The following is a 21495-nucleotide window of genomic DNA, read 5'->3' as shown; positions in this document are numbered from 1 at the left end:
GGTCCGTCATGCCGCCCGTTTGGCGGCAATGGCGTTGCCGGCGCGGCTGGAACCCTTGCGGTTCAGGTGAGCCGACATCCACTGGCCGATGTCGACCACGGCGTCGAAGTCCACGCCGGTATCGATGTCCAGGCCGCGCAGCATATACAGCACGTCTTCGGTAGCGACGTTGCCGGTGGCGCCCTTGGCATAGGGGCAGCCGCCCAGGCCGGCCACCGAGGTGTGGAAAATCGAGATGCCGGTTTCCAGCGCCGCCAGGATATTGGCCAGAGCCTGTCCGTAGGTGTCGTGGAAATGGCCGGAGATGCGCGCCGGATCAGCGACTCGGGTTACTGCCGTCATGACTTCGCGCACGCGCTTGGGCGTGCCCACGCCGATGGTGTCGGCCACGTCGATTTCATCCACCTGCATCGCCAGGTAGCGCTGCGCCACGTCCACCACCGCTTCCACCGGCACTTCACCCTGGTAGGGGCAGCCCAGCGCGCAGCTGATGCTGCCGCGCACGCGGATGCCGGCCGCCCGCGCGGCTTGCACCACGGGTTCAAAGCGGGCGATCGATTCGGCGATGGAACAGTTGATGTTCTTCTGCGAGAAAGCCTCGCTGGCGGCGCCGAAGATCACGATCTCGTCGGCGCCGGCGGTCAGCGCGCCCTCGAAGCCCTTCATGTTGGGTGTCAACACGGAATAGATGGTGCCGGGGCGGCGGTCGATGCGCGCCATGACTTCGGCGCCGTCGGCCATTTGGGGCACCCATTTGGGCGACACGAACGAGGCGGCTTCCACGTTGGGAAAGCCCGCGGCGGCCAGGCGGTTGACCAGTTCCACCTTGATGTCGGTGGGCACGAATTCCTTTTCGTTCTGCAGGCCATCGCGGGGCGACACCTCGACGATCTTCACGCGGGAGGGCAAAGCCATGTCTATTCCTGTCTCGGGATGGGAAGCGCGCCACGGCAATGCGGCGACGCAATCTGCACAATATTAGCGCCATAGGGCAGACGCTGTTTGCGGGATCGGCAAAGGCCAATGGCCTTGGGAGAGTCCCCTAATTCAGGCGTTGGTACCGGCCGTCGTCCAACCGGACGATACGGCCTTGCAGCTCCAGTTCGACTAGTTGCGCCTGCAGGCTGGCGGTGTCCATCCCGCTGCGCGCCTGGACCGCGTCCAGGTGCAGCGGATCGTAGCCCAGCGCATCGAGCACGGGGTGGTCAGGCAAGGGGGCGGCAGCGGGTTGGGCGCGTGTGGCGGGAGTCGGGTTGCCGCCCAGTTCGTCCGTGATGTCGCGGGCGGTTTCGACCAGCTTCGCGCCCTGGCGGATCAGGGCGTGGCAGCCGCGCGATAGCGGCGAATGTATGGATCCGGGAATGGCGAAGACCTCGCGCCCGCCTTCGGCGGCTAGGCGGGCGGTGATCAGCGATCCGCTCTGGCGGGCGGCTTCCACTACCAGCACGCCGCGCGCCAGCCCCGCCACGATGCGGTTGCGCTTCGGAAAGTGCTGCGGCAGCGCGCCGGTGCCCAGCGGTAGTTCCGATACCAGCGCGCCGTGCGCGGTAATGCGGTGCGCCAGGTCGCGGTGGCGGGCGGGGTAAATCCTGTCGATGCCGGTGCCCATGACCGCCACGGTGCCGGCGCCTTCGGGGCCGGCGTCCAGCGCGCCTTCATGGGCCGCGCCGTCGATGCCCAGGGCCAGGCCGCTGACGACACGCCAGCCGTGCCCGGCCAGATGCCGTGCAAAGGCCCGGGCGTTCTCCTGGCCGCCAGGGGTGGCGTTGCGCGCGCCCACCACGGCAAGCGACGGTCCCTGCAGGAATGCCGGATCGCCCGCGACATAGAGCAGGATGGGCGGATCGGCAATGGTCAGCAGGCTTTGCGGATACGTCGGGTCCGCCAGCGTCAGGACGTGCCGTCCCGGCGCAGCCGCCCATTCCAGCGCGCGCTCGACCTGCTCAGCCATCTCTGGCGGCATGGGCGCGGCCAGCTGCCGCGCCAGCGCCTCGGGCAGATGACGCGACAGTGCCGTGGCGCGCTGCGCGTAGATCTGTTCCGGCAGGCCCAGGGCACCCAGCAGCGTGCAAGCGGTGGCGGAACCGATATTCGGCTCCAGGGACAGGCGCAGCCAGGCGGCGAGTTCAGAAGGGGATTGCGTAAGCGGCATGGGGCGGGCGCGTAAGAGCGTCGATGGGGCGAGAGTGTCGCATGCGGGGCGCGCGGGCGCCGGGCCGGGGGGACTGATTTGCGCCTCAGGAGGGCAGGAATACGCGGGTCTGCGCAATGCCGCCAATCCCGAAATTAGCCGAAAACTATTAGAAATCAAGAGTCTAATGAATTAAACTCTTATGTAAACCTGACTACCGGCAATTCCCCCGCAATGGCTTTACTTCCTATTCTCCGCTACCCGGACCCGCGCCTGCATAAAAAGGCCAAGCCGGTCGCCGAGGTCGACGACCGCATCCGTCAACTGGTGCGCGACATGGCCGAAACCATGTATGACGCTCCGGGTGTAGGCCTGGCCGCGACCCAGGTCGACGTGCACGAGCGTGTCGTCGTGATCGACGTCTCCGAGGAAAGCAATCAGCTACTCGTGTTGATCAATCCCGAGATCACCTGGCGCAGCGACGACTACAAAATCTACGAAGAAGGGTGCCTGTCGGTGCCTGGCATCTACGACGAAGTCGAGCGTGCATCCCGCATCCGCTGCAAGGCGCTGGATATCGACGGCAAACCGTTCGAATTCGACGCCGACGGGCTGCTGGCCGTGTGCGTGCAGCACGAACTGGACCATCTGGAAGGCAAGGTGTTCGTGGAATACCTGTCCAACCTGAAGCAGAACCGCATCAAGACCAAGCTGAAGAAAGCCGAGCGCGAAGCGCTGCGCGCATAGGGGGCCCATCCCTCCAACCCGCTGCGCGGGCCCCTTCAAGGGGGCCGCGCTGGCGGACCGGCGAAGCCGGATCCGCGGCGCCCCGGATCGGTCAGTGTCCCTGGCTGCGGGAAAGCCCTTCTTTGAACATCTGTTCCATTCTTTGTTCTCCATCCCATGCGCCTAGTCTTTGCCGGCACGCCGGAATTCGCCCGTATCGCCTTCGACGCCTTGCGCGCCGCCGGCCATGAAATTCCCTTGGTGATGACCCAGCCCGACCGCCCGGCCGGCCGCGGGTTGAAACTGACGCCCAGTCCCGTCAAGCAGGCGGCGCTGGAAGCGGGTATCGAGGTCGCCCAGCCGCGCAGCCTGCGCCTGGACGGCCGCTATCCCGAAGAGGCCAGCGAGGCCCAGGCCCTGCTGCAGCGCGTGGCACCCGATGTCATGGTGGTGGCCGCCTATGGCCTGATACTGCCGCAATGGGTGCTGGACCTGCCGCGCCTGGGGTGCCTGAATATCCATGCCAGCCTGCTGCCGCGCTGGCGCGGCGCCGCGCCCATCCAGCGCGCCATCGAGGCTGGCGACGCGCAGACTGGCGTGACCATCATGCAGATGGACCAAGGCCTGGATACGGGCGACATGCTGCTGGAACGCGTCGTGCCCATAGCAGGCGACACCACTGCGGCCGAATTGCATGACATGCTGGCGGTTGCCGGCGGCGAGGCCATCGTCGAAGCATTGGCCGCCCTGTCGCAGGGCGGCCTGACGCCGCGCAAGCAGCCCGAGGCCGGTGTCACCTATGCGGCCAAGCTCGACAAGGCGGAAGGGGCGCTGGATTGCACCCAGCCGGCCGAGTTGCTGGCCCGCCGCGTGCGCGCTTTCAATCCCGTGCCGGGCGCGAGCATCCGTCTGCCCGGCCTGGCTGATCCGGTAAAGGTCTGGCGCGCGCAGGCGCTGGACCAGGCCACCTCGGCCGAGCCCGGCAGCGTCTTGCGGGCCGATGCCTCAGGCATCGATATCGCTACGGGCAACGGCGTGCTGCGCCTGCTGGAACTGCAGAAGGCTGGCGGCAAGCGCCAGCCGGTGGACGTGTTTGCGCGCGGCTGGCAGCCCGCCTGAACGATGCCGGAGCCGGGCGGCTCCGGGGCCCGATTTCAATACAGGGTGCTGGCCACGCGAGCGGGCAGTTCGCGGTCGTAGGTGACGCCGTCGAACGTGCCCGCCGTCAGGTCCGACAGGATGCGGCCGACGCTGGGCAGTGCGTCGCGCGGCACCTGCGTTGCGGGGTCCCACAGCTTGGAGCGCAGCAAGGCTCGCGAGCATTGGAAATACACCGTGTGCACGTCCACGATCAGCACCGACCGCGGCAGCTTGCCGTCCATTTCGAAGCGCGCCAGAAGCGCGGGGTCGACGCTGATCCGCGCCGCGCCGTTGACCCGCAAGGTCTCGCCCACGCCGGGTACCAGGAACAGCAGAGCGACTCGCGGATCCGCCAGGACGTTGCGCAGGCTGTCGATGCGGTTGTTGCCGCGGCGGTCCGGCAGCAGCAGCGTCTTGTCGTCCTCGACCACCACGAAGCCGGCGGGGTCGCCGCGTGGCGAGGCGTCCAGTCCGTCGGGCCCCGCGGTTGCCAGCACGGCGAACGGCGCGGCTTCGATGAAGGCGCGGTAGTGCGGATGCACGTGATCCACTTCCTTCTTGAGAGAGGCTTCGCCTGAGGCGCCATACAGCGCTTGCAGGGCGTCTGCGTCGGTGACCAGATGGGCGGGATCAATGTGCATGGCTCGGGTTCCAGGTTCAGGCCAGCGCGGCTGGCAGGTCGGCAACGGTCAGAAAGAGTTCATCGGGGCCGCGCCCGCGCAGGGCCTCGACATGGTTGTAGCCCCAGGCGACGGAGCCGACGCGCACGCCGGCCTTGCGGGCGGCGTCGATGTCGCGCATTTCATCGCCTACCAGCAGGAAGCGTTCAGGGGCGGTACCGTGCTGCTTGAGCAGGCGGTCGATCTTGGCGGACTTGCCGAATAGATCGGTGCCGCATTCGTAGTCGTCGAACAGGGCGGCGGTTTCCGGGCCCAGCACGCGTTGCACGTTTTCGATGGAATTCGAGCTGACCACCGCCAGGCGCAGCCCGGCGCCCTTCAGGCGCGCCAGCGCGTCCGGAATGCCGTCGAACATATGCACGCTGGGATCGATTTCCTGCATCAGCGTGCGCACGTGGGCCATGATGGCTGGCAGCTTCCACAGCGGTATGCCCAGGAATTTGAGGATCTCGGCGGCATCGCGATGGCGCAGCTGGTCGCGTTCCGACGCGTCGATCTTGCGGAAACCGTACTTGTCGGCGACGGTGTTCAGGATGGAGTTGAACCAGGGCATGGTGTCCGCCAAGGTTCCATCGAAGTCGAAAGCGGCAATGTCGTATTTCAAATCGCGGATCTCTAGATGCCGTTGGGATGCAGCAGATAGTGGACAACGGGCGCCAGCGCCTCGAGCGGCGGCGCGCTGGACACGACGCGGGCGGCGTTGGTCCAGGGATAGTCCAGCCCCAGCAGCCAGCCGAACACCGCTTCCATGTCGTGGGCGGGCAATGACACCATGGTCTCGATGGTGATGACGAGATGAGTGGCGCGATAGGGCTCCGCCTGGAACTCCCAGTCGTAGCGGCCACAGCCCACGCGCACATTGCCGGTGGCCTTTTCCGTCATGCCCACGATCCAGTCGCACTGGTAGGTGGGCAGCCGGGATCCCGCCTCGGGGCGCGCCAGGTAGAACGTGTAGACGTTGTCGTAGGTCTGGCCGAACTTGCGCACCAGCGTGTCGGTTATTGCGGCCAGGCCATGGGACTCGGGCGGAAAAGCGATGGCCTGCGTGCGCAAGGCCATCTTCAGCACCGCATCCGGGGCGAACGCACGGGCCATGTAGTGCGGGCGGTTCTCGTCCTTGGCGTGAAAGTAGTCGCGCAGTACGGACTCGGTGCTCGCGGGAGTCAACGCATGGGTAGACATTGCGGGGCTTCCGTTGGGGTCTGGTTAGGGGAGGGCGTCAGGCCTTGATCTGTTCGAACCATTTCGAGACATTGGGCGGTTCGTACATGGCGTAGCGGTCCAGCAGCAAGGCGGGATCCTCCTCCACGACCAGCATATCGCGATGCTGGGGGCGGATGAATTCTTCCTCGACCGCGTGGTCCACGAACTGGACCAGCGCATCGTAGTAGCCGGCGATGTTCAGCAGGCCGCAGGGTTTCTGGTGCATATTCAGTTGCGCCCAGGTCCAGACTTCGAAGAACTCTTCCAGGGTGCCCGCGCCGCCCGGCAACGCGATGAATCCGTCGGCCTTTTCCATCATCATGGCCTTGCGCTCGTGCATGTTCTGCACCAGGTGCAGTTCGGTCAGGCCACGGTGCGCCTGCTCTTTCTTCATCAGCAGCTCGGGGATCACGCCGATCACGCGGCCGCCGCCAGCCAGCACCTCATTGGCCACCACGCCCATGATGCCTACGACCGAACCGCCATACACCAATCCCAGATCGCGCCGCACCAGTTCCCGGGCCAGCACGCGGGCCTGTTCGATGTAGTCCGGCCGGGCGCCCGGGTTCGAGCCGCAATACACGCAGATGTTCTTCAGAGTCATAGATATTGGGTGATGCCTATCCCGTTACAGATTGCGTCACGGGTTTTGGGAAGCCCATAGTTTACGCAAGGTTCGAAAACCGTTTTGGCCACCTCAATTTAGGGCCGGAGGCAATGTTTGGACACAGCATGTTCCGCCACGATCGGTAGACTGGGTTGTTCGGAGAGACTGGAAATCCAGTGTCGCAGTGCTTTCACTTAACCAAGAGGAGCCACGATATGGAACAAGCAACCCGTACCCCCCAACAGGCCGGCCGCCCGTTCGAGATGGACGTCAAGGCGATACGCGCCAAGGCGCGCAAGGACATCGAGTCCGGCGCCGTGACCGACACTTATCGCGCCGACCGCCAGACCGTGCTGAAGCTGCTGAACGAGGCCTTGGCCACCGAGATCGTCTGTGTGCTGCGCTACAAGCGCCATTACTTCATGGCGCGCGGACTGAACGCCGAGCCCGTGGCCGCGGAATTCGCGGAACATGCCACGCAGGAACAGGATCATGCCGACAGGCTGTCGGAACGCATCGTGCAGCTGGGCGGCGAGCCCAATCTGTCGCCCAAGGGCCTGCTGGAGCGCAGCCACTCCGAGTACGTCGAAGGAACGTCGCTGGAGGACATGATCAAGGAAAACCTGATCGCCGAGCGTATCGCCATCGATAGCTATCGCCAGATGATCGAATACATCGGTGAGCAGGACTCCACCACGCGCCGCCTGCTGGAAGACATCTTGGCCGTGGAAGAAGAGCACGCCGACGACATGTCGGACTTCCTGGCCAAGCGTTAGCGCGCGCGCTGCGCTGCCGCGGCGCGCGCGTCGTGGTGGCGCGCCGCCGCGTCGAGCGCCGCATGATGCGCTTCGGCCCAGCGGTCCAATGCGATCAAGGCCACGTTCAGGGACTGGCCCAGCTCGCTCAGCCGGTAGCTCACATGCGGCGGCACGGTGCCCAGGTCCTCGCGCAGCACCAGGCCATGGCGCTCCAGCTCCCTGAGCGTCTGCGTCATGACCTTTTGCGAAATTCCATCCAGCCTGCGCAGCAGCTCGCTGTTGCGCAGGGGACCTTGCTCCAGCGCGGGCAGGATCAGCGGCACCCATTTCCCGGCGATCAATTCCAGCGCGCGCCGCGACGGGCATGATGCGTCGAAGACGTCGCCTGCGGACGGGGATATCGAGGGCTTTTTCATGGTTACCAAAAGGTGCGTACTTGTTCTTTGGTAACTATAGTCTCTAAGCTAGCCGTTCCCTAATCCTGGCAGGAGGCCGTGATGGCCTGGTTGATTCTGGTCGCCGCGAGCGCGGTGGAAATCGTGATGGCGCTGGCATTGAAGTACGCGGACGGGTGGACGCGTTTCTGGCCCAGCGTGATCGGCATTGCCGCCGCGCTCGGCAGCGTATTCCTGCTTACGTTGGCCATGAAGCAGCTGCCCGCGGGCACGGCCTATGCCATCTGGACGGGTATCGGGTCCGTGGGCATCACCGTGCTGGGGATCATGCTGTTCGGGGATTCGCCATCGGCCGCGCGCCTGCTTTGCATCGCGATGATCGTGGGCGGGGTGGCGGGGCTCAAACTGCTGGAAGCCTGAGCCCCGGGGACCGAGTTCAGATCGTGTCGGCCCAGAGGTCGTACTCGTCGGAATCGGTGACGCGGGCGCGCACCAGATCGCCCGCCTTCAGCGGCTTGTCCGAACTGACATAGACGCAGCCGTCGATCTCGGGCGCGTCAGCGCTGCTGCGGCCCACGGCGCCATCTTCGTCCACTTCGTCGATCAGCACGTCGATCTCGCGGCCCACTTTCTTTTCCAGGCGCGCGGTGGAGATCGATTGCTGCAGCTCCATGAAGCGTTCCCAGCGATCTTGCTTGACTTCGTCCGGCACGGGATTGTCCAGCAGGTTCGCGGGCGCGCCTTCCACCGGCGAATATTGGAAACAGCCCACACGGTCCAGTTGCGCTTCCTGCATCCAGTCCAGCAGGTACTGGAAGTCTTCCTCGGTCTCGCCGGGGAAGCCAACGATAAAGGTCGAGCGTATCGTCAGGTCCGGGCAGATTTCGCGCCAGCGCTTGATGCGGGCCAGGGTCTTGTCCTCGAAGGCCGGGCGCTTCATGGCCTTCAGGATGCGCGGGCTGGCGTGCTGGAACGGGATGTCCAGGTAGGGCAGGATCTTGCCCTCGGCCATCAGTGGAATCACCTCGTCCACGTGGGGATACGGATACACGTAATGCAGGCGTGTCCAGACGCCCATATCGGACAAGGCCGTACAGAGTTCGGTCATGCGCGTCTTCACCGGACGGCCATTCCAGAAACCGCTGCGGTACTTGACGTCCACGCCATAGGCGCTGGTGTCCTGCGAGATCACCAGCAGTTCCTTCACGCCAGCCTTGACGAGGCGCTCGGCTTCGCTCAGCACGTCGCCCACCGGCCGGCTGACGAGGTCGCCGCGCATGGAGGGGATGATGCAGAAGCTGCAGCGGTGATTACAGCCTTCCGAGATCTTCAGATAGGCATAGTGGCGCGGCGTGAGCTTGATGCCTTGCGGCGGCACCAGGTCCAGATACGGATTGTGGTCCTTCTTGGGGGGCGCGGCCTGATGCACGGCTCGCACCACTTCTTCGTATTGTTGCGGGCCGGTCACCGCCAGCACGCTGGGGTGCACGTCGCGGATCACCGATTCCTCGACGCCCATGCACCCGGTCACGATGACCTTGCCGTTCTCGGCGAGGGCTTCGCCAATGGCTTCCAGCGATTCCGCCTTGGCGCTGTCGATGAAACCACAGGTATTGACGACGACCACGTCCGCGTCGTTGTACTCGGGCGTGACGACGTACCCTTCGGTGCGCAGTTGGGTCAGGATGCGTTCGGAGTCGACCAGGGCCTTGGGACATCCCAGGGAAACGAATCCCACCCGTGGGGTTCGGCCGTCGGCGTTGGCGGCGGCGATGGTGTCGGCCAGGGCGGAGGTGGCGGACGCGTTCGCGTCAGCGTTGTTGGCCTTGCCGGGGCCCTTGCCAGGCCGGGAAGTTTCGAGGATTTCCAATGTAGTTCACCAAAAAATCGCGCGGCGAGCAGGTGGCGCGGCGGATGTGTTGTTCGTGTTAAGCGAGGCCCGGGGGCGGGCCTCAAATAGGTTCAGCGTGTTCGTTGGCGGGCCACGGGGGCAGCTCTCGCAGGGTCTCGGGATGCAACATGGCTACTTGCAGCAGGGTTTTCGCCGCGCCCGAGGGGGTGCGCCGCCCTTGCTCCCAATCCTGCAGGGTGCGTACGCTCACCCCCAGCAGTTCAGCGAAATCTGTTTGCGGCAGGCCCACGCGGCTGCGTGCTTCGCTGATGTGCGACGCCTGCCACGGTGCGCTGGACGCAGTCGGGGCTGCATTCTTCATGGATCTTCAAAAGTCGGGTGGCGCCTGTGTGATGTCCCGGGTTCAGGGCGTTGCGCCGTGATGGCGGCGTAGGCGAATTTTGAATTATACGGCATTGCCGTAGTCCCGAGGGCGGGAGTCCATGCGGAATGGGAACTGCCGGTGGCTTGACGGGCCGTGGAATGCTTTCTGCCCTGCACGCCAAAGTTCAAGAGAGCGGCGTACTGCGCCGGTATAGCGCCAGCGTTCCCGCCAGTCCGATCAGCAGGCCGCCGCACACTCGGTTCAGCCAGCGCAGGCCGGCGCCCTGGAAGGCGCGCACCATTTGCGCGCCCAGCGTCGCGTAGGCCAGCATCACGGCGACATTCATCAGCGCCATGACGCTGGCCAGCACGGCGTACTGCGCAAGCAGCGGCGCGGCCGGATTGATGAACTGGGGCAGGAAGGCGGACATGAACAGCAGCGCCTTCGGGTTGGTCAGGGCCACCGCGAAGCTGCGCAGGCCCAACGCCAGGCCGGCGGGGCGCCGGGTTTCCGCTTGCGCGGCCGGCATGACCAGCGCCGCGTCCGAGCGCAGCATCTTCCAGCCCAGGTAGGCGAGGTAGGCCGCGCCCACCCATTTGATGAGCTGGAAGGCGATTTCGGACGCCGCCAGCACTACGCCCAGGCCTGAAGCGACCGCGCCGATCAGGACCAGGTCGGCCAGCACCGCGCCGCCCATGCCCCAGCAGGCAGCGCGCACGCCATGACGCGACCCATTGCTCATCGCGAGCAGGACGGTGGGGCCCGGGGTGATGATGGTGACGGCCGAGGCCAGGATGAACAGCAGCAGGGTGGCAAGGGTCATTGGGTGGCTCCGTGGCTGGGGCCAGTGTGCCGCGACGGCCGCCGTTCGTCCAGGTCCGGCTACCATAGCGGTCTTATCTCCTGAATTCGCATCATGTCCACCCGTCCCGACTCCCCCAATCTGGCCCCTCCGCTGTCTTCCGTCCTGCTTTCCAGCGCGGAGGTGGTCGAAGGCGTGCTGGACGGCCGTTCGCTGACGGACGCGCTGGCCGACGTGGAGTCGTCCCTGCGGCCCGCCACGCAGGCCTTGTCGTTCCATGCCATGCGCTACCTGGGCTGGGCCGACGCCGTAGGCCGCGAGATGGTGCAGCGCTATCCCAGCGTGCTGTTCGAATCCTTGCTGCTGGTATCGCTGACCCTGTTGAAGGAAGAGGGCGAGGCCGCCTCGGCCCTGCCGGGCATGCCGGTCTACGCTGCGCACACGGTGGTGGATCAGGCGGTGACCGCCGCGTCCCGCACCCGTGCCCTGGCTTCCTATAAAGGCATGCTCAACGCCTGCCTGCGCCGTTTCCTGCGGGAGCGCGCGGCCCTGGGGGCCGCCGTTGCCGACAGCCCTGAGGCCCAATGGAATCACCCTGGCTGGTGGGTCAAGCAGCTCAGCGTGGCCTACCCGCAGCAATGGCGCGAGATCCTGGCTGCGGCCAATCTGCCCGCTCCGCTGACCTTGCGCGTCAACCGGCGCCGCGCCAGCCGCGAGCAGGTACTGGCGGCCTTCCAGGCTGCCGGCCTTGCCGCCGAAGCCGTCGGACAGGCCGGCCTGGTGCTGGCCACCCCCAAGCCGGTGACGCAATTGCCCGGTTTCGCCGAAGGCTGGTGGTCGGTGCAGGACGCCGGCGCGCAGCTGGCGGCCGAATTGCTGGCGCCCGCGGATGGCATGCGCGTGCTGGATGCCTGCTCGGCGCCGGGCGGCAAGACCGCACATCTGCTGGAGCTGGCCGATATCGACCTGCTGGCCCTGGACGCCGACGCCAGCCGGCTGGACCGCGTCGGGCAGAACCTGGACCGGCTGGGCCTGGCAAGCAACCGTGTCCAGTTGAAAGCGGCTGATGCCGCCGATCTGGACGCCTGGTGGGACGGCAAGCCGTTTGATGCCGTGTTGGCGGATGTGCCCTGCACGGCGTCGGGCATCGTGCGGCGCCATCCGGACATCCGCTGGCTGCGGCGCGAGAACGACGTGCGTCGCACGGCCACCCTGCAGGCCAGGATCCTGGATGCGCTCTGGCGCACCGTGGCGCCCGGGGGGCGGCTACTCTACGTGACCTGCTCGATCTTCCCTATCGAGGGAACCCGCCAGGCACTGGAGTTCATGCAGCGGCACCCCGAGGCGCTGCGGCTGGATGCGCCCGGCCAGTTGCTCCCCGTTGCTGTCGATGCAACACCCGCGGCCCAGCATGACGGGTTTTTCTATGCCTTGTTTGCCAAGCAGTCCTGAATCGCCAAGAATAGGGGCATGACGTAGTTCCGGTGCCGTATGTCCATTATTCCGCGCTTATTTCTCGGGTTGTTGCTCGTATCTGCCTTGCTTTCCTTTGTGCCGGGCGGCGAGGCGCATGGGGCCGAACCCAAGGTCACCGAGGTTCGCCCGGCGGTGCGCGACGGCAAGCTCGAAATCGACGCGGACATCGAGTTCGAATTGAACTCCCAGTTGCGGGAAGCGGCCCAGCGTGGGGTGCCGCTGTATCTCACCGCCGATCTCACCATCACGCGTGAACGCTGGTGGTGGTTCGACAAGTCCCTGGTTGACACTTCCCGTACGTGGCGCATCATCTACAACGCCCTGACCCGGCAATGGCGCGTAGGCGTGGGCGAGTTGACCTTCCCGGTCGCCTCGCTGGATGACGCCATGGGCGTCATCCGCCACATCCGCAACTGGCCGGTGGCGGACGCCGGCGACTTCGACGCCGACGTCCTGTACGGCGGCCAACTGCGCCTGCGCCTGGATACCTCGCTGCTGCCGCGGCCCTTCCAGGTCAACGCCCTGAACAGCAGTTCCTGGGTGCAGGCCACTCCCTGGATGGACTTCACGTTCGTGCTCAGCGACAAGGAGAAAGACCCATCATGAGGCTTTTGCTTCGGCTGGCCCTGATGGTAGGCGCGGTAAGCGGCCTGGCGCTGCTGGGGTTGCTGGCGTGGTCCACCGGAAACGCCTCGCGCTTTGCGCGCTATTACGACACGCTGCTGGTGCTGAACGGCATTTTTGCGCTGGCACTCTTCATCTGGGTGGTCGCGCTGACCGTGCGGTTGGCCCGGCAGATTCGCAGGCGGCAGTTCGGCGCTCGCTTGACGGCCCGTTTTTCGCTGGCGTTCGCGTTGATCGGCGTGGTGCCCGGCGCGCTGATCTACACCGTGTCGGTGCAGTTCATGTCGCGCTCGATCGAATCCTGGTTCAACGTGCGCGTGGACACGGCCCTGGAAGCCGGCCTGAACCTGGGCCGCGCCGCGCTGGATTCGCTGCTGGCGGATCTGGACGCCCGCGCGCGCTCCATGGCCATGGAATTGAACCGCAGCTCCGACAGCGGCGTAACGCTGGCCTTGACGCGCTTGCGCGAGGCCAATGGCGTGCAGGAAGCCATGGTGTTCACGGGCAGCGGGCGCATGATCGCGTTCTCGACCAGCCAGTACGGCCAGTTGCTGCCGGCCACGCCGCCATCCACCGTCATGAACCAGCTGCGGCTGGCGCGCGGCTACTCGGCCGCTGAAGCCGACGACCCCGTGGCGCCTGGCGCCGAAGGCGGCCTGCATTTGCGCGTGGTGATTCCGCTTACCGGTCCGGACCGCTACGACAACCTGCTGGGACCGGCCTCCGAACCTCGCTGGCTGCAGCTGCTGCAGCCGGTGCCCGAGCAGATCGCCCATAACGCCAACCTGGTGCAGCAAGGCTTTCGCGACTACCAGGAGCTGGCGCTGTCGCGGCTGGGCCTGCGCAAACTCTATGGCATCACCCTGACCCTGGCTCTGTTGCTGGCGGCGTTTGGCGCCATCGCTGTGGCGTTGTCGTTGTCCAAGCGGTTGGTGCGGCCGCTGCTCAGCCTGGCCGGCGGCACGCAGGCCGTAGGGGTGGGCGACTACCGGCCGCTGCCCGAACCTCCGGAACGCGACGAAGTCGGCCAGCTCACGCGGTCCTTCAATGCCATGACGCGCCAGCTCGACGAGGCCCGCCGCATGGTCGAGAGCAACCGCCAGCAGCTGGAGCGTTCCAATGTCTATCTGGAAAGCGTGCTGTCGAACCTGTCCTCCGGGGTGCTGGTGTTTGACGAATCTTTCCGCGTCACCACCGTCAACCAGGGTGCCCAGACCATATTGGGCGCGGACTTGCGCTCGGTGATCGGCCGTCCGCTGGAGACGGTGAGCGGCATGCTGGAGTTCGCCAACATCGTGCGGCAGGCATTTTCCGCCCATGCCGCGGTGGGCTCCGAACGCCAACATTGGCAGCAGCAATTTGAAATCGCCCCGGGCCAGGGCGACGCGCCCGCCGCGGCCCAACCCCTGACCCTGCTTGCGCGCGGCACGCACCTGCGCGTGGATGGGCGCGGCAACGGCTATCTGGTGGTGTTCGACGATATCACCGAAGTGATCTCGGCCAACCGGACCGTGGCCTGGGGCGAGGTCGCCCGCCGCCTGGCGCACGAGATCAAGAACCCGCTGACGCCGATCCAGCTGTCGGCTGAACGCCTGGCCATGAAGCTGGAGGGCAAGCTGCCCCCCGCCGAGGCCCAGATTGTCGAGCGTTCCACCAATACCATCGTCAATCAGGTGGCGTCGCTCAAGCAGATGGTGGACGACTTCCGCGAATACGCCCGCACGCCGCCCGCCGTGATGCAGCGGATCGATTTCAACGCCCTGGTGGCCGACGTGCTGTCGCTGTATGGATGGGACCCCGAAGGCGGTTCGCCGCGCCTGGCTGCCGAGAAGGCCCTGAACCTGGACGTGACGCTGGCGCCGGACCTCCCGCCCATCGAGGGCGATCCCACCCAGTTGCGTCAGGTGATCCACAATCTGATGTCCAACGCCCGCGACGCGATCGCCGAGCAGGGCGGGCAAGGCCGGGTCAGCGTGACCACGCAGCTCATGCGCAGCGAACAGCCCGACCGGGCGGCCCATCAGGCGCTCAGGTTCACCGTCGCCGACACGGGACCGGGCTTTCCGCCCCAGGTCATGCAGCGCGCGTTCGAGCCCTACGTCACCACCAAGTCCCACGGGACTGGGTTAGGATTGGCTATCGTACGCAAGATCGTGGAAGAACACGGCGGCCGTATAGACCTTGCCAACCGCAAGGAGGGGGGCGCGCGGATCTCCATATTGTTGACCCGGCTGGCGTCCGAGGCCGATACTATGGACGCGACCGCGCAAGAAAAGGATAATGCGGCTACGCAATAGGTGGATGCTTTATGGCCAGAATTCTGGTGGTTGACGACGAAGTCGGTATACGCGAGCTTTTGTCGGAAATCCTATACGACGAAGGACACACGGTCGAGCTGGCTGAAAACGCGGCGCAAGCGCGCGCCGCACGCTTGCGCATGCGTCCAGACCTGGTGTTGCTGGACATCTGGATGCCCGACACGGACGGCGTCAGCCTGCTCAAGGAGTGGGGCTCACAAGGCCTGCTCGACATGCCCGTGATCATGATGAGCGGTCACGCCACCATCGATACGGCAGTCGAAGCCACGCGCATCGGCGCCATGGATTTCCTCGAAAAGCCGATCACGCTGCAGCGCCTGTTGAAAACCGTCGCCGCCGGCTTGGCGCGCGGCCGCGCGCCGCACCCGGCGCCCGCCGCTGCGCATCCGGCAGTCGCCAGCGCCGCCGTCGCGCTGGAAGACGAACTGGATCCTCCGGTCCTGGCCGCCGCTCCCGCCAACGAAGTTCCGGTCACCTCCAATGGCCAACTGGGCAGCATCTCGCTGGACCAGCCGCTGCGCGAAGCGCGCGATGAATTCGAGCGCATCTATTTCGAATACCACCTGGTTCGCGAAAGCCACAGCATGACCCGGGTGTCGGAACGCACCGGGCTGGAACGTACCCATCTGTACCGCAAGCTCAAGCAATTGGGCATCGAGTCCGCCCGCAAGCGGAGCTCATGAAGATCCTGATCATGGGCGCTGGTCGCGTAGGCACCAGCGTGGCCGAGAACCTGGTGTCCGAAGAGAACGACATCACGGTGATCGATTCGGATCCCGTCCAACTGCAATACCTGCAAGAACACTTTGACCTGCGGGTCGTCCACGGCGACGGCTCGCAGGTATCGGTGCTGGAAGCCGCCGGCGCCGCCGACACCGACCTGCTGATCGCCTGTGCCGCGTCCGATTCGGCCAACATGGTGGCCTGCAAGATCGCGCGCCAGTTGTTCAATATTCCCCGCCGCATTGCCCGCATCCGCTCGGTCGAGTTCGCCGAACACCCGGAACTCATGAGCGAAGAGGGCTTTTGCATCGATGCGCTGATCAGCCCCGAGCGCAGCGTCACCACGTATCTGCACAGCCTGATCGAGTTTCCAGAGGCGCTGCAGGTGGTGGAGTTCGCCGAAGGCCGGGTCAGCGTCGTGACGGTGCGGGTCGGGGCGGGCAGCCCCATGGCCCATTCCCCCGTCGACAAGCTGCGCGATGTCTGGCCCGACGTCAAAGCGCGCGTGATCGATGTGCTGCGCGGTGGCCGGCCGCTGAGGGCTGGCAGTGGCACGGTGATCGCCCCGGGCGACGAAGTGGTGCTGGTGGTGGATTCGCGCGATGCGCGCCGCGCGGTGCGGCAGCTGCGTGAAGCCGAGCGCGCCGTGCGCCGCGTGATGATCGCGGGCGGGGGCAATATCGGCCTGCGCCTGGCGCGCCAACTGGCCGAGGAAAAATACAGCGTCCGCATCATCGAACGCGACCAGAAGCGCTGCGAGTACCTGGCAACCCAGCTGCCCGACAGTGTGCTGGTCCTGCACGGCAGCGGCACGGACGAAGCGCTGCTGGAACGCGAGAACATAGAAGACATGGACACGTGGCTGGCACTGACCAGCGACGACGAAGACAACATCATGTCCTCCCTGCTTGCCAAGCGGCTGGGTGCGCGCAAGGTGATCGCGCTGATCAACCGCCAGGCCTACGGCGAATTGATGCAGGGCAGCCATATCGATATCGCGGTGTCGCCGTCCCAGGCCACCATGAGCGAACTCCTGCGCCACGTGCGCCGCGGCGACGTGGCCGCCGTGCACCGGCTGCGCCAGGGCGTGGCGGAAGCGCTGGAGGCCATCGCCCATGGCGACCGCTCCACTTCCAAGGTGGTCGGGCGCGCGGTCGGCCAGATCAGCCTGCCCAAGGGTGCCAGCATCGGCGCGCTGGTGCGCGAGGACGAGATCATCCTGCCGGACGCCGATACCGTCATCGAATCCGACGACCACGTCATTGTCTTCGTGCCCTCGCGCCGGCAGATGCCGCGCGTGGAAAAGCTGTTCCAAGTTTCGGCGTCCTTCTTCTGATGCGCGCCGCTTCCTTCCTTCTGCGCGAGCCGCGCGCGGCCGGATAGCTCCATGAAGCGCGTCCTGGGCACCCTCTATATCCTGGGTCTGACGATGGTGATGTTCGCCCTCACCATGCTGATCCCCTTGACCGTCGCCTATGTCGGGGGCGATGCGGCGCGCGAGGCGTTCCTGGACGGCTTCCTGATCTCGGTGGGCATTGGCGGGGGGCTGGCGGCCGTGACGCGTCGCGCCCGTTGCGAGCTGCGGGCGCGGGACGGTTTCGTGCTGGTGTCGGCCGTGTGGGCGGGCCTGCCCCTGCTGGCTGCCATTCCGCTGCTGCTTTACTTCCACGGCGCCGGCTTGCCGCTGTCGTTCACCGGCGCCTACTTCGAGGCCATGTCGGGCCTGACCACTACCGGCGCCACGGTCCTGACCAACCTGGACACGCTGCCCGCCTCGATCAACCTGTGGCGCGCCACGCTGATCTGGATCGGCGGCATGGGCATCCTGGTGCTGGCCGTGGCCATCCTGCCCCTGCTCGGAGTGGGCGGGCATCAGGTGGTGCGGGCGGAAACGCCCGGCCCGATGAAGGACGAACGGCTCACGCCTCGCATCGCCAGCACCGCCAAGGCGTTGTACGCGGTCTATTTTGTCTTTTCCATCCTGTGCTTCCTGGCCTATCGGGCGGTGGGGTTATCGTGGTTTGAAGCCTGGTGTCACATGGCCACCACCATGGGTCTGGGAGGCTTTTCCACTTGGGACGACGGTTTCGCCCATTTCGATTCCGTGGCGGTGGAAATGGTGGCAATGGTGTTCATGCTGATTGCCGGCATCAACTTCGCCACCCACTTCAACGCCTTCCGCCAGCGCAGCGGGCGTGCCTATCTGCGGTGTCCGGAGGCGATTCCCTACCTGGTCGTGGTGCTGGGGGTGGGCCTCGTCATCTCCGTGTTCCTGTTTCTGAAAGGGGTCTATACCGATCCGCTGCAGGCGCTGCGCTACGGCATGTTCAACACGATTTCCATGGCTACCACCACGGGCTACGCCAATACCGACTTCGCGCAGTGGCCGCTGTTCGCCCCGTTGACCATGTTGCTGCTGTCGGGTTTTGCCACCTCGGCGGGGTCTACCGGGGGCGGCATCAAGATGATCCGGGCGATCCTCCTGGTCAAACAGGCCCGCAACGAGCTGGTAACAATGTTGCATCCGCACGCCGTGAGTCCGGTGCGCATCAATGGCCGGGCGGTCGAGACCCGCACCATGTCCTCCGTACTGGCGTTCATGCTGTTCTACGGCCTTTCCATTGCGGTTTTCACGAGCCTGCTGCTGCTCTCCGGCCTGGACCCGATCACGGCTTTCTCGGCCGTTTTCGCCAGCGTCAACAACACCGGTCCCGGGCTCGGCCCGGTAGGCCCCATGGGCAATTTCGCCGTGCTCTCCGATTTCCAGATCTGGGTCTGCACCTTCGCGATGCTGATCGGGCGCCTGGAGCTGCTGACGGTGCTGGTGCTCTTCACCCCGATCTTCTGGCGGAAATAGAGTGGGGGGGGCCCACGCAGCGCACGCTGCGCGTGCTTGCTGCCCGACGAAGCCGCGGATTTCCTAGGTAATAACCCTAAAAAGGGTTTTCCCGCCCCCTCCCGAAAGCCCCGTCCTGGCTACCTATGCGGGCATCGCGGGCCGGGAGGCCGCGCCATTTCTACGCCGTGAGCACTCGCTCACTTTCCTTCACAGGGAAAAACCGATTGCTTCGTGATGTTGCACATAAATGTCACGATTTTCCATCTTTTTGCCATAAAACAGCGGCTATCATGCGTGCACAAGCTGCCGTCTAGTGCCCCCCGGGAAGTTTCCGGGCTTCAAGGTCGAACGGCGCATACCCTCATCAAACATTCAGAAAGGAGTCCGAGATGGAACAGATCCCGTTCATTTCGTCGGCCCCCAACACCCTGGGCATCGAGCTCGAGCTGCAACTGATAGACCCCCGCAGTTTTGACCTGACCGCAGCCTCGGACGAGCTGCTGGCCCAAATGGCCAACCATCCCATCGCCGACCGCGTTAAACCGGAAATCACGCGGTCCATGATCGAACTGAACTCCTCGGTGCATGAGCACCCCATGGGCCTCTTGGCCGAGATGCGCGAAATGCGCGATGCGCTGATCGAAGCGGCGGACGCCGTGGGCGTGTCGGTTGCCGGCGGCGGCGCACATCCTTTCATGCGCTGGCAAGAGCGCTCTATTTCGGACACCCCGCGCTTCCAGTACCTGGCCGAAATGTACGGTTACCTGGCGCGTCAATTTACGGTTTTCGGCCAGCACATCCACCTGGGCGTCAAAAGTGGCGACGATTCCATCAAACTGTTGCGCCGCCTGTCGCCCTATGTGCCGCATTTCATCGCGCTGTCGGCCTCGTCGCCGTATTGCGAGGGCGTGGATACGCTGTTCTCGTGCTCGCGCCTGAACGCGGTCAACAGCTTCCCGCTGGCCGGGCACATGCCGCCCGAAGTGAAGGATTGGTACCAGTTCGAGGCGCATCTGGCGCAGCTGCGAGCCTACGGCCTGGCGGAAAGCATCAAGGACCTGTACTGGGACATCCGTCCGAAGCCGGAATTCGGCACCGTCGAGATCCGCGTTTGCGATACGCCGCTGACAGTCGAGCGCGCCTGCCAGATCGCGGCCTTTGCCCAAGCCCTGGCAGTGCTGCTGATGCGCGAGGGCGATCCCGGCGACGGCGCCTGGCTGTCCTATCGCAGCAACCACTTCCAGGCCTGCCGCTTTGGCCTGCAAGGCAGTTACGTGACGCCTGACGGCCAGCGCCTGCGGCTGATGGACCACCTGCGCAACCTGTTCCAGCGTCTGATGCCGGTGGCCGAGGAACTGGGCACGGGCGACATGATCGCCGCCTTGCGCGATGAATCCATGCGCAGCGGCAACGATTCCCGCTGGCTGCGCAGTCAGTTCCATCGCTTGCGCGATCTGCCGCTGGTGGTGGAAGCCATGTCCAGTGCATGGCGGGGCATTGCTTCGCCCGGGGTAGGACCGGCCGAGCCCACGGCAGTCCTGAGAAGGCGCATCCGCGCGACCTCCGAGCCCATGTCGTCCCTGCCGGCTTCCGAGCCGGGGGTCAGCGTGCCCATTCCGGAACGTCTGCACTGACAAGGCGGCCGGCAGGCGAAAGCGTGCCGGCCATGCCCGCTGAGCGCGGCTGGGCCGGGTTCAGGGAGCCCGGTGCCGGCCGCCGATGGCGCTGACCGACAGCCGGGTTTCGCCGGCCGTGGTGCGATGCGCGGCCGCGCGCCAGGCATGACCGTAAGCGACCTCGATGCTCAGGACGATCAGGCCGTCCGGCCGGCGCTGCGCTTCCAATGCGCCGCAAAGACGGTCGCGCCAGTCCCGGCCCACCAATCCGCCGCGCCGGCCTTCGGCAGGGTTGCCGCCCAGCGCGCGCACGTCCTGCAGCAGCTTTTCGGGGCTGCGGTAGGTCAGGGTCAGGATCTCCTGGTCCATGACCGGGTCCGCGAAGCCGTTTTCCACCAGCAAGTCGCCGAAGTCATGCATGTCCACGAAGGATGGCGTGGCTGTGCGCAGGCCGGCGTCGTCCAGGGCCTGCCGCAGCTCGCGCAGCGTGGCCGGTCCCAGACAGGAAAACATGGCCAATCCGCCCACTTTCAGGATGCGCCGCCATTCCGCCAGCACGGCGTGGGGGGCGCGGTGCCAGTGCATGGCCAGGTTGGACCAGACCAGTTCCAGCGATTCGGGCGCCAGGCCCGTGCCCGCCAGATCGGCGTTGACGAAGGCCGGAGCGGCCGGACCGCGCCGCGCCAGCTTGCCGATCCAGGCCGACAGACCGGCCGGCGCATGGCGCTTGCGCGCCTGCTCCAGCAGCGGTTCACAGTTGTCCAGGCCGGTATAGGCGGCGTCGGGATAGCGTTCGCGCAGCAGCGGCAGGTTGTCGCCCGCGCCGCAGCCTGCGTCCAGCATCGCCTGGGGCTGGACACGAATGTATTGCAGGCGCCCCAGCATGCGGCGGGCGACTTCCCCATAGAGAAACTGGGCGTCGGACAGGTCGCCGCGGCGGGCGAACTGCCTGGGGACGTCGGCGCTGACGATGGGCAGGGTGGGGAGCGTTGCGGATTCTGGCAGGGACATTTCGGTCGCGTCCGCGTCTTCGTCGCGGGCGGATCATGGTTTCATGAGGGATGGCATCCATTATTGCGCATCCCGGCCGCGGCTTCCGATTGCCCCTACGGGCAATGGGGCGGTGGCTGTTGTCGCGGGTAGGCTGTGATTGCCCGTTGTGCGGCGCCCGCGTGGCCGGCGCGCGCCTCTGCGAGGGGTGCGAGGCGGATATCCGCGGGGGCCCGCCGCCGCGTTGCCCT

Annotated in this window: 22 protein-coding genes; 11 read left to right on the top strand and 11 right to left on the bottom strand. The window is 65.8% G+C overall.

The window, feature by feature from the left end:
- Nucleotides 1-6: 6 nt before the first annotated feature.
- Together CEY08_RS24030 and dprA are read right to left on the bottom strand one after the other, a co-directional pair.
- Nucleotides 7-915, bottom strand: a complete 909-nt coding sequence (locus CEY08_RS24030; protein WP_042796127.1) for a hydroxymethylglutaryl-CoA lyase — start codon at nucleotides 913-915, stop codon at nucleotides 7-9.
- 127 nt (nucleotides 916-1042) lie between these two features.
- Nucleotides 1043-2152 carry a DNA-processing protein DprA gene (gene dprA / locus CEY08_RS24025; protein ID WP_063641402.1) on the bottom strand — a complete coding sequence of 370 codons (1110 nt, stop codon included), beginning with the start codon at nucleotides 2150-2152 and terminating at the stop codon, nucleotides 1043-1045.
- Between the two features lie 213 nt (nucleotides 2153-2365).
- On the opposite strand from dprA, the gene def reads away from it, so the two are divergent.
- Both def and fmt read left to right on the top strand, forming a co-directional pair.
- Entirely contained in the window at nucleotides 2366-2878 is a 513-nt protein-coding gene (def, locus tag CEY08_RS24020) for a peptide deformylase (RefSeq protein WP_006389914.1), read from the top strand.
- Nucleotides 2879-3034: 156 nt separating this feature from the next.
- Complete coding sequence (gene fmt, locus CEY08_RS24015; RefSeq protein ID WP_063959576.1) at nucleotides 3035-3976, top strand: methionyl-tRNA formyltransferase; 942 nt, start codon at nucleotides 3035-3037, stop codon at nucleotides 3974-3976.
- Between the two features lie 35 nt (nucleotides 3977-4011).
- Here the strand turns inward: fmt and CEY08_RS24010 are convergent, their stop codons facing one another.
- The 4 genes from CEY08_RS24010 to CEY08_RS23995 are packed head-to-tail and all read right to left on the bottom strand — an operon-like array spanning nucleotide 4012 to nucleotide 6484.
- Nucleotides 4012-4638, bottom strand: coding sequence for a pyridoxamine 5'-phosphate oxidase family protein (locus CEY08_RS24010; protein WP_076816632.1), 627 nt, complete (start codon nucleotides 4636-4638; stop codon nucleotides 4012-4014).
- 16 nt (nucleotides 4639-4654) lie between these two features.
- Nucleotides 4655-5281, bottom strand: a complete 627-nt coding sequence (locus CEY08_RS24005; protein ID WP_042796130.1) for an HAD hydrolase-like protein — start codon at nucleotides 5279-5281, stop codon at nucleotides 4655-4657.
- Nucleotides 5282-5292: 11 nt separating this feature from the next.
- On the bottom strand, nucleotides 5293-5859 hold the full coding sequence (locus tag CEY08_RS24000; RefSeq protein ID WP_042796131.1) for a hypothetical protein: 567 nt from the start codon (nucleotides 5857-5859) through the stop codon (nucleotides 5293-5295).
- 37 nt (nucleotides 5860-5896) lie between these two features.
- Nucleotides 5897-6484, bottom strand: a complete 588-nt coding sequence (locus CEY08_RS23995) for an LOG family protein (RefSeq protein ID WP_042796132.1) — start codon at nucleotides 6482-6484, stop codon at nucleotides 5897-5899.
- Nucleotides 6485-6702: 218 nt separating this feature from the next.
- Here CEY08_RS23995 and CEY08_RS23990 point away from each other — a divergent pair, with 218 nt between their 5' ends.
- Entirely contained in the window at nucleotides 6703-7263 is a 561-nt protein-coding gene (locus CEY08_RS23990; RefSeq protein ID WP_076816630.1) for a ferritin-like domain-containing protein, read from the top strand.
- On the opposite strand, the gene CEY08_RS23985 is transcribed toward CEY08_RS23990, so the two are convergent.
- Nucleotides 7260-7661, bottom strand: a complete 402-nt coding sequence (locus CEY08_RS23985; protein ID WP_076816628.1) for a winged helix-turn-helix transcriptional regulator — start codon at nucleotides 7659-7661, stop codon at nucleotides 7260-7262. The two genes, CEY08_RS23990 and CEY08_RS23985, sit on opposite strands and share 4 nt — an antisense overlap.
- Nucleotides 7662-7742: 81 nt before the next feature.
- Here CEY08_RS23985 and CEY08_RS23980 point away from each other — a divergent pair, with 81 nt between their 5' ends.
- The gene (locus CEY08_RS23980) at nucleotides 7743-8060 is read left to right on the top strand and encodes a DMT family transporter (protein WP_042796135.1); all 318 of its coding nucleotides are present in this window, start codon (nucleotides 7743-7745) and stop codon (nucleotides 8058-8060) included.
- A 16-nt stretch (nucleotides 8061-8076) separates the two neighbouring features.
- Here the strand turns inward: CEY08_RS23980 and rimO are convergent, their stop codons facing one another.
- From rimO to CEY08_RS23965, 3 genes are all read right to left on the bottom strand, one after another.
- Nucleotides 8077-9414: a 30S ribosomal protein S12 methylthiotransferase RimO gene (rimO, locus tag CEY08_RS23975; RefSeq protein ID WP_042797516.1), complete on the bottom strand. Its 1338-nt coding sequence runs from the start codon at nucleotides 9412-9414 to the stop codon at nucleotides 8077-8079.
- A 178-nt stretch (nucleotides 9415-9592) separates the two neighbouring features.
- Nucleotides 9593-9853 carry a helix-turn-helix domain-containing protein gene (locus CEY08_RS23970; RefSeq protein WP_042796137.1) on the bottom strand — a complete coding sequence of 87 codons (261 nt, stop codon included), beginning with the start codon at nucleotides 9851-9853 and terminating at the stop codon, nucleotides 9593-9595.
- A 187-nt stretch (nucleotides 9854-10040) separates the two neighbouring features.
- Entirely contained in the window at nucleotides 10041-10679 is a 639-nt protein-coding gene (locus CEY08_RS23965; RefSeq protein ID WP_063960169.1) for a LysE family translocator, read from the bottom strand.
- A gap of 93 nt (nucleotides 10680-10772) precedes the next feature.
- On the opposite strand from CEY08_RS23965, the gene rsmB reads away from it, so the two are divergent.
- From rsmB to CEY08_RS23930, 7 genes are all read left to right on the top strand, one after another.
- Complete coding sequence (gene rsmB / locus CEY08_RS23960; RefSeq protein ID WP_076816625.1) at nucleotides 10773-12110, top strand: 16S rRNA (cytosine(967)-C(5))-methyltransferase RsmB; 1338 nt, start codon at nucleotides 10773-10775, stop codon at nucleotides 12108-12110.
- 39 nt (nucleotides 12111-12149) lie between these two features.
- Nucleotides 12150-12740: a DUF4390 domain-containing protein gene (locus CEY08_RS23955; RefSeq protein WP_082884668.1), complete on the top strand. Its 591-nt coding sequence runs from the start codon at nucleotides 12150-12152 to the stop codon at nucleotides 12738-12740.
- Complete coding sequence (locus tag CEY08_RS23950; RefSeq protein WP_042796139.1) at nucleotides 12737-15055, top strand: sensor histidine kinase; 2319 nt, start codon at nucleotides 12737-12739, stop codon at nucleotides 15053-15055. Before CEY08_RS23955 ends, CEY08_RS23950 begins: the two co-directional genes overlap by 4 nt.
- Before the next feature lie 11 nt (nucleotides 15056-15066).
- Nucleotides 15067-15759 (top strand): response regulator, encoded by a 693-nt coding sequence (locus CEY08_RS23945; RefSeq protein ID WP_042796140.1) that lies wholly within the window; start codon nucleotides 15067-15069, stop codon nucleotides 15757-15759.
- Nucleotides 15756-17135 (top strand): Trk system potassium transporter TrkA, encoded by a 1380-nt coding sequence (trkA, locus tag CEY08_RS23940; RefSeq protein WP_059378200.1) that lies wholly within the window; start codon nucleotides 15756-15758, stop codon nucleotides 17133-17135. Before CEY08_RS23945 ends, trkA begins: the two co-directional genes overlap by 4 nt.
- A 51-nt stretch (nucleotides 17136-17186) precedes the next feature.
- Complete coding sequence (locus CEY08_RS23935; protein ID WP_063641397.1) at nucleotides 17187-18656, top strand: TrkH family potassium uptake protein; 1470 nt, start codon at nucleotides 17187-17189, stop codon at nucleotides 18654-18656.
- A gap of 371 nt (nucleotides 18657-19027) precedes the next feature.
- Nucleotides 19028-20272, top strand: a complete 1245-nt coding sequence (locus CEY08_RS23930; protein WP_042796141.1) for a YbdK family carboxylate-amine ligase — start codon at nucleotides 19028-19030, stop codon at nucleotides 20270-20272.
- Nucleotides 20273-20332: 60 nt separating this feature from the next.
- Here CEY08_RS23930 and CEY08_RS23925 read toward each other — a convergent pair whose 3' ends face one another.
- Nucleotides 20333-21265: a methyltransferase domain-containing protein gene (locus tag CEY08_RS23925; protein ID WP_042796142.1), complete on the bottom strand. Its 933-nt coding sequence runs from the start codon at nucleotides 21263-21265 to the stop codon at nucleotides 20333-20335.
- Nucleotides 21266-21495 lie beyond the last annotated feature (230 nt).

The sequence above is a fragment of the Achromobacter insolitus genome (genome assembly GCF_002209555.1).
Taxonomy (GTDB): domain Bacteria; phylum Pseudomonadota; class Gammaproteobacteria; order Burkholderiales; family Burkholderiaceae_B; genus Achromobacter; species Achromobacter insolitus.
This window is presented reverse-complemented; position numbering and strand designations above follow the sequence as displayed.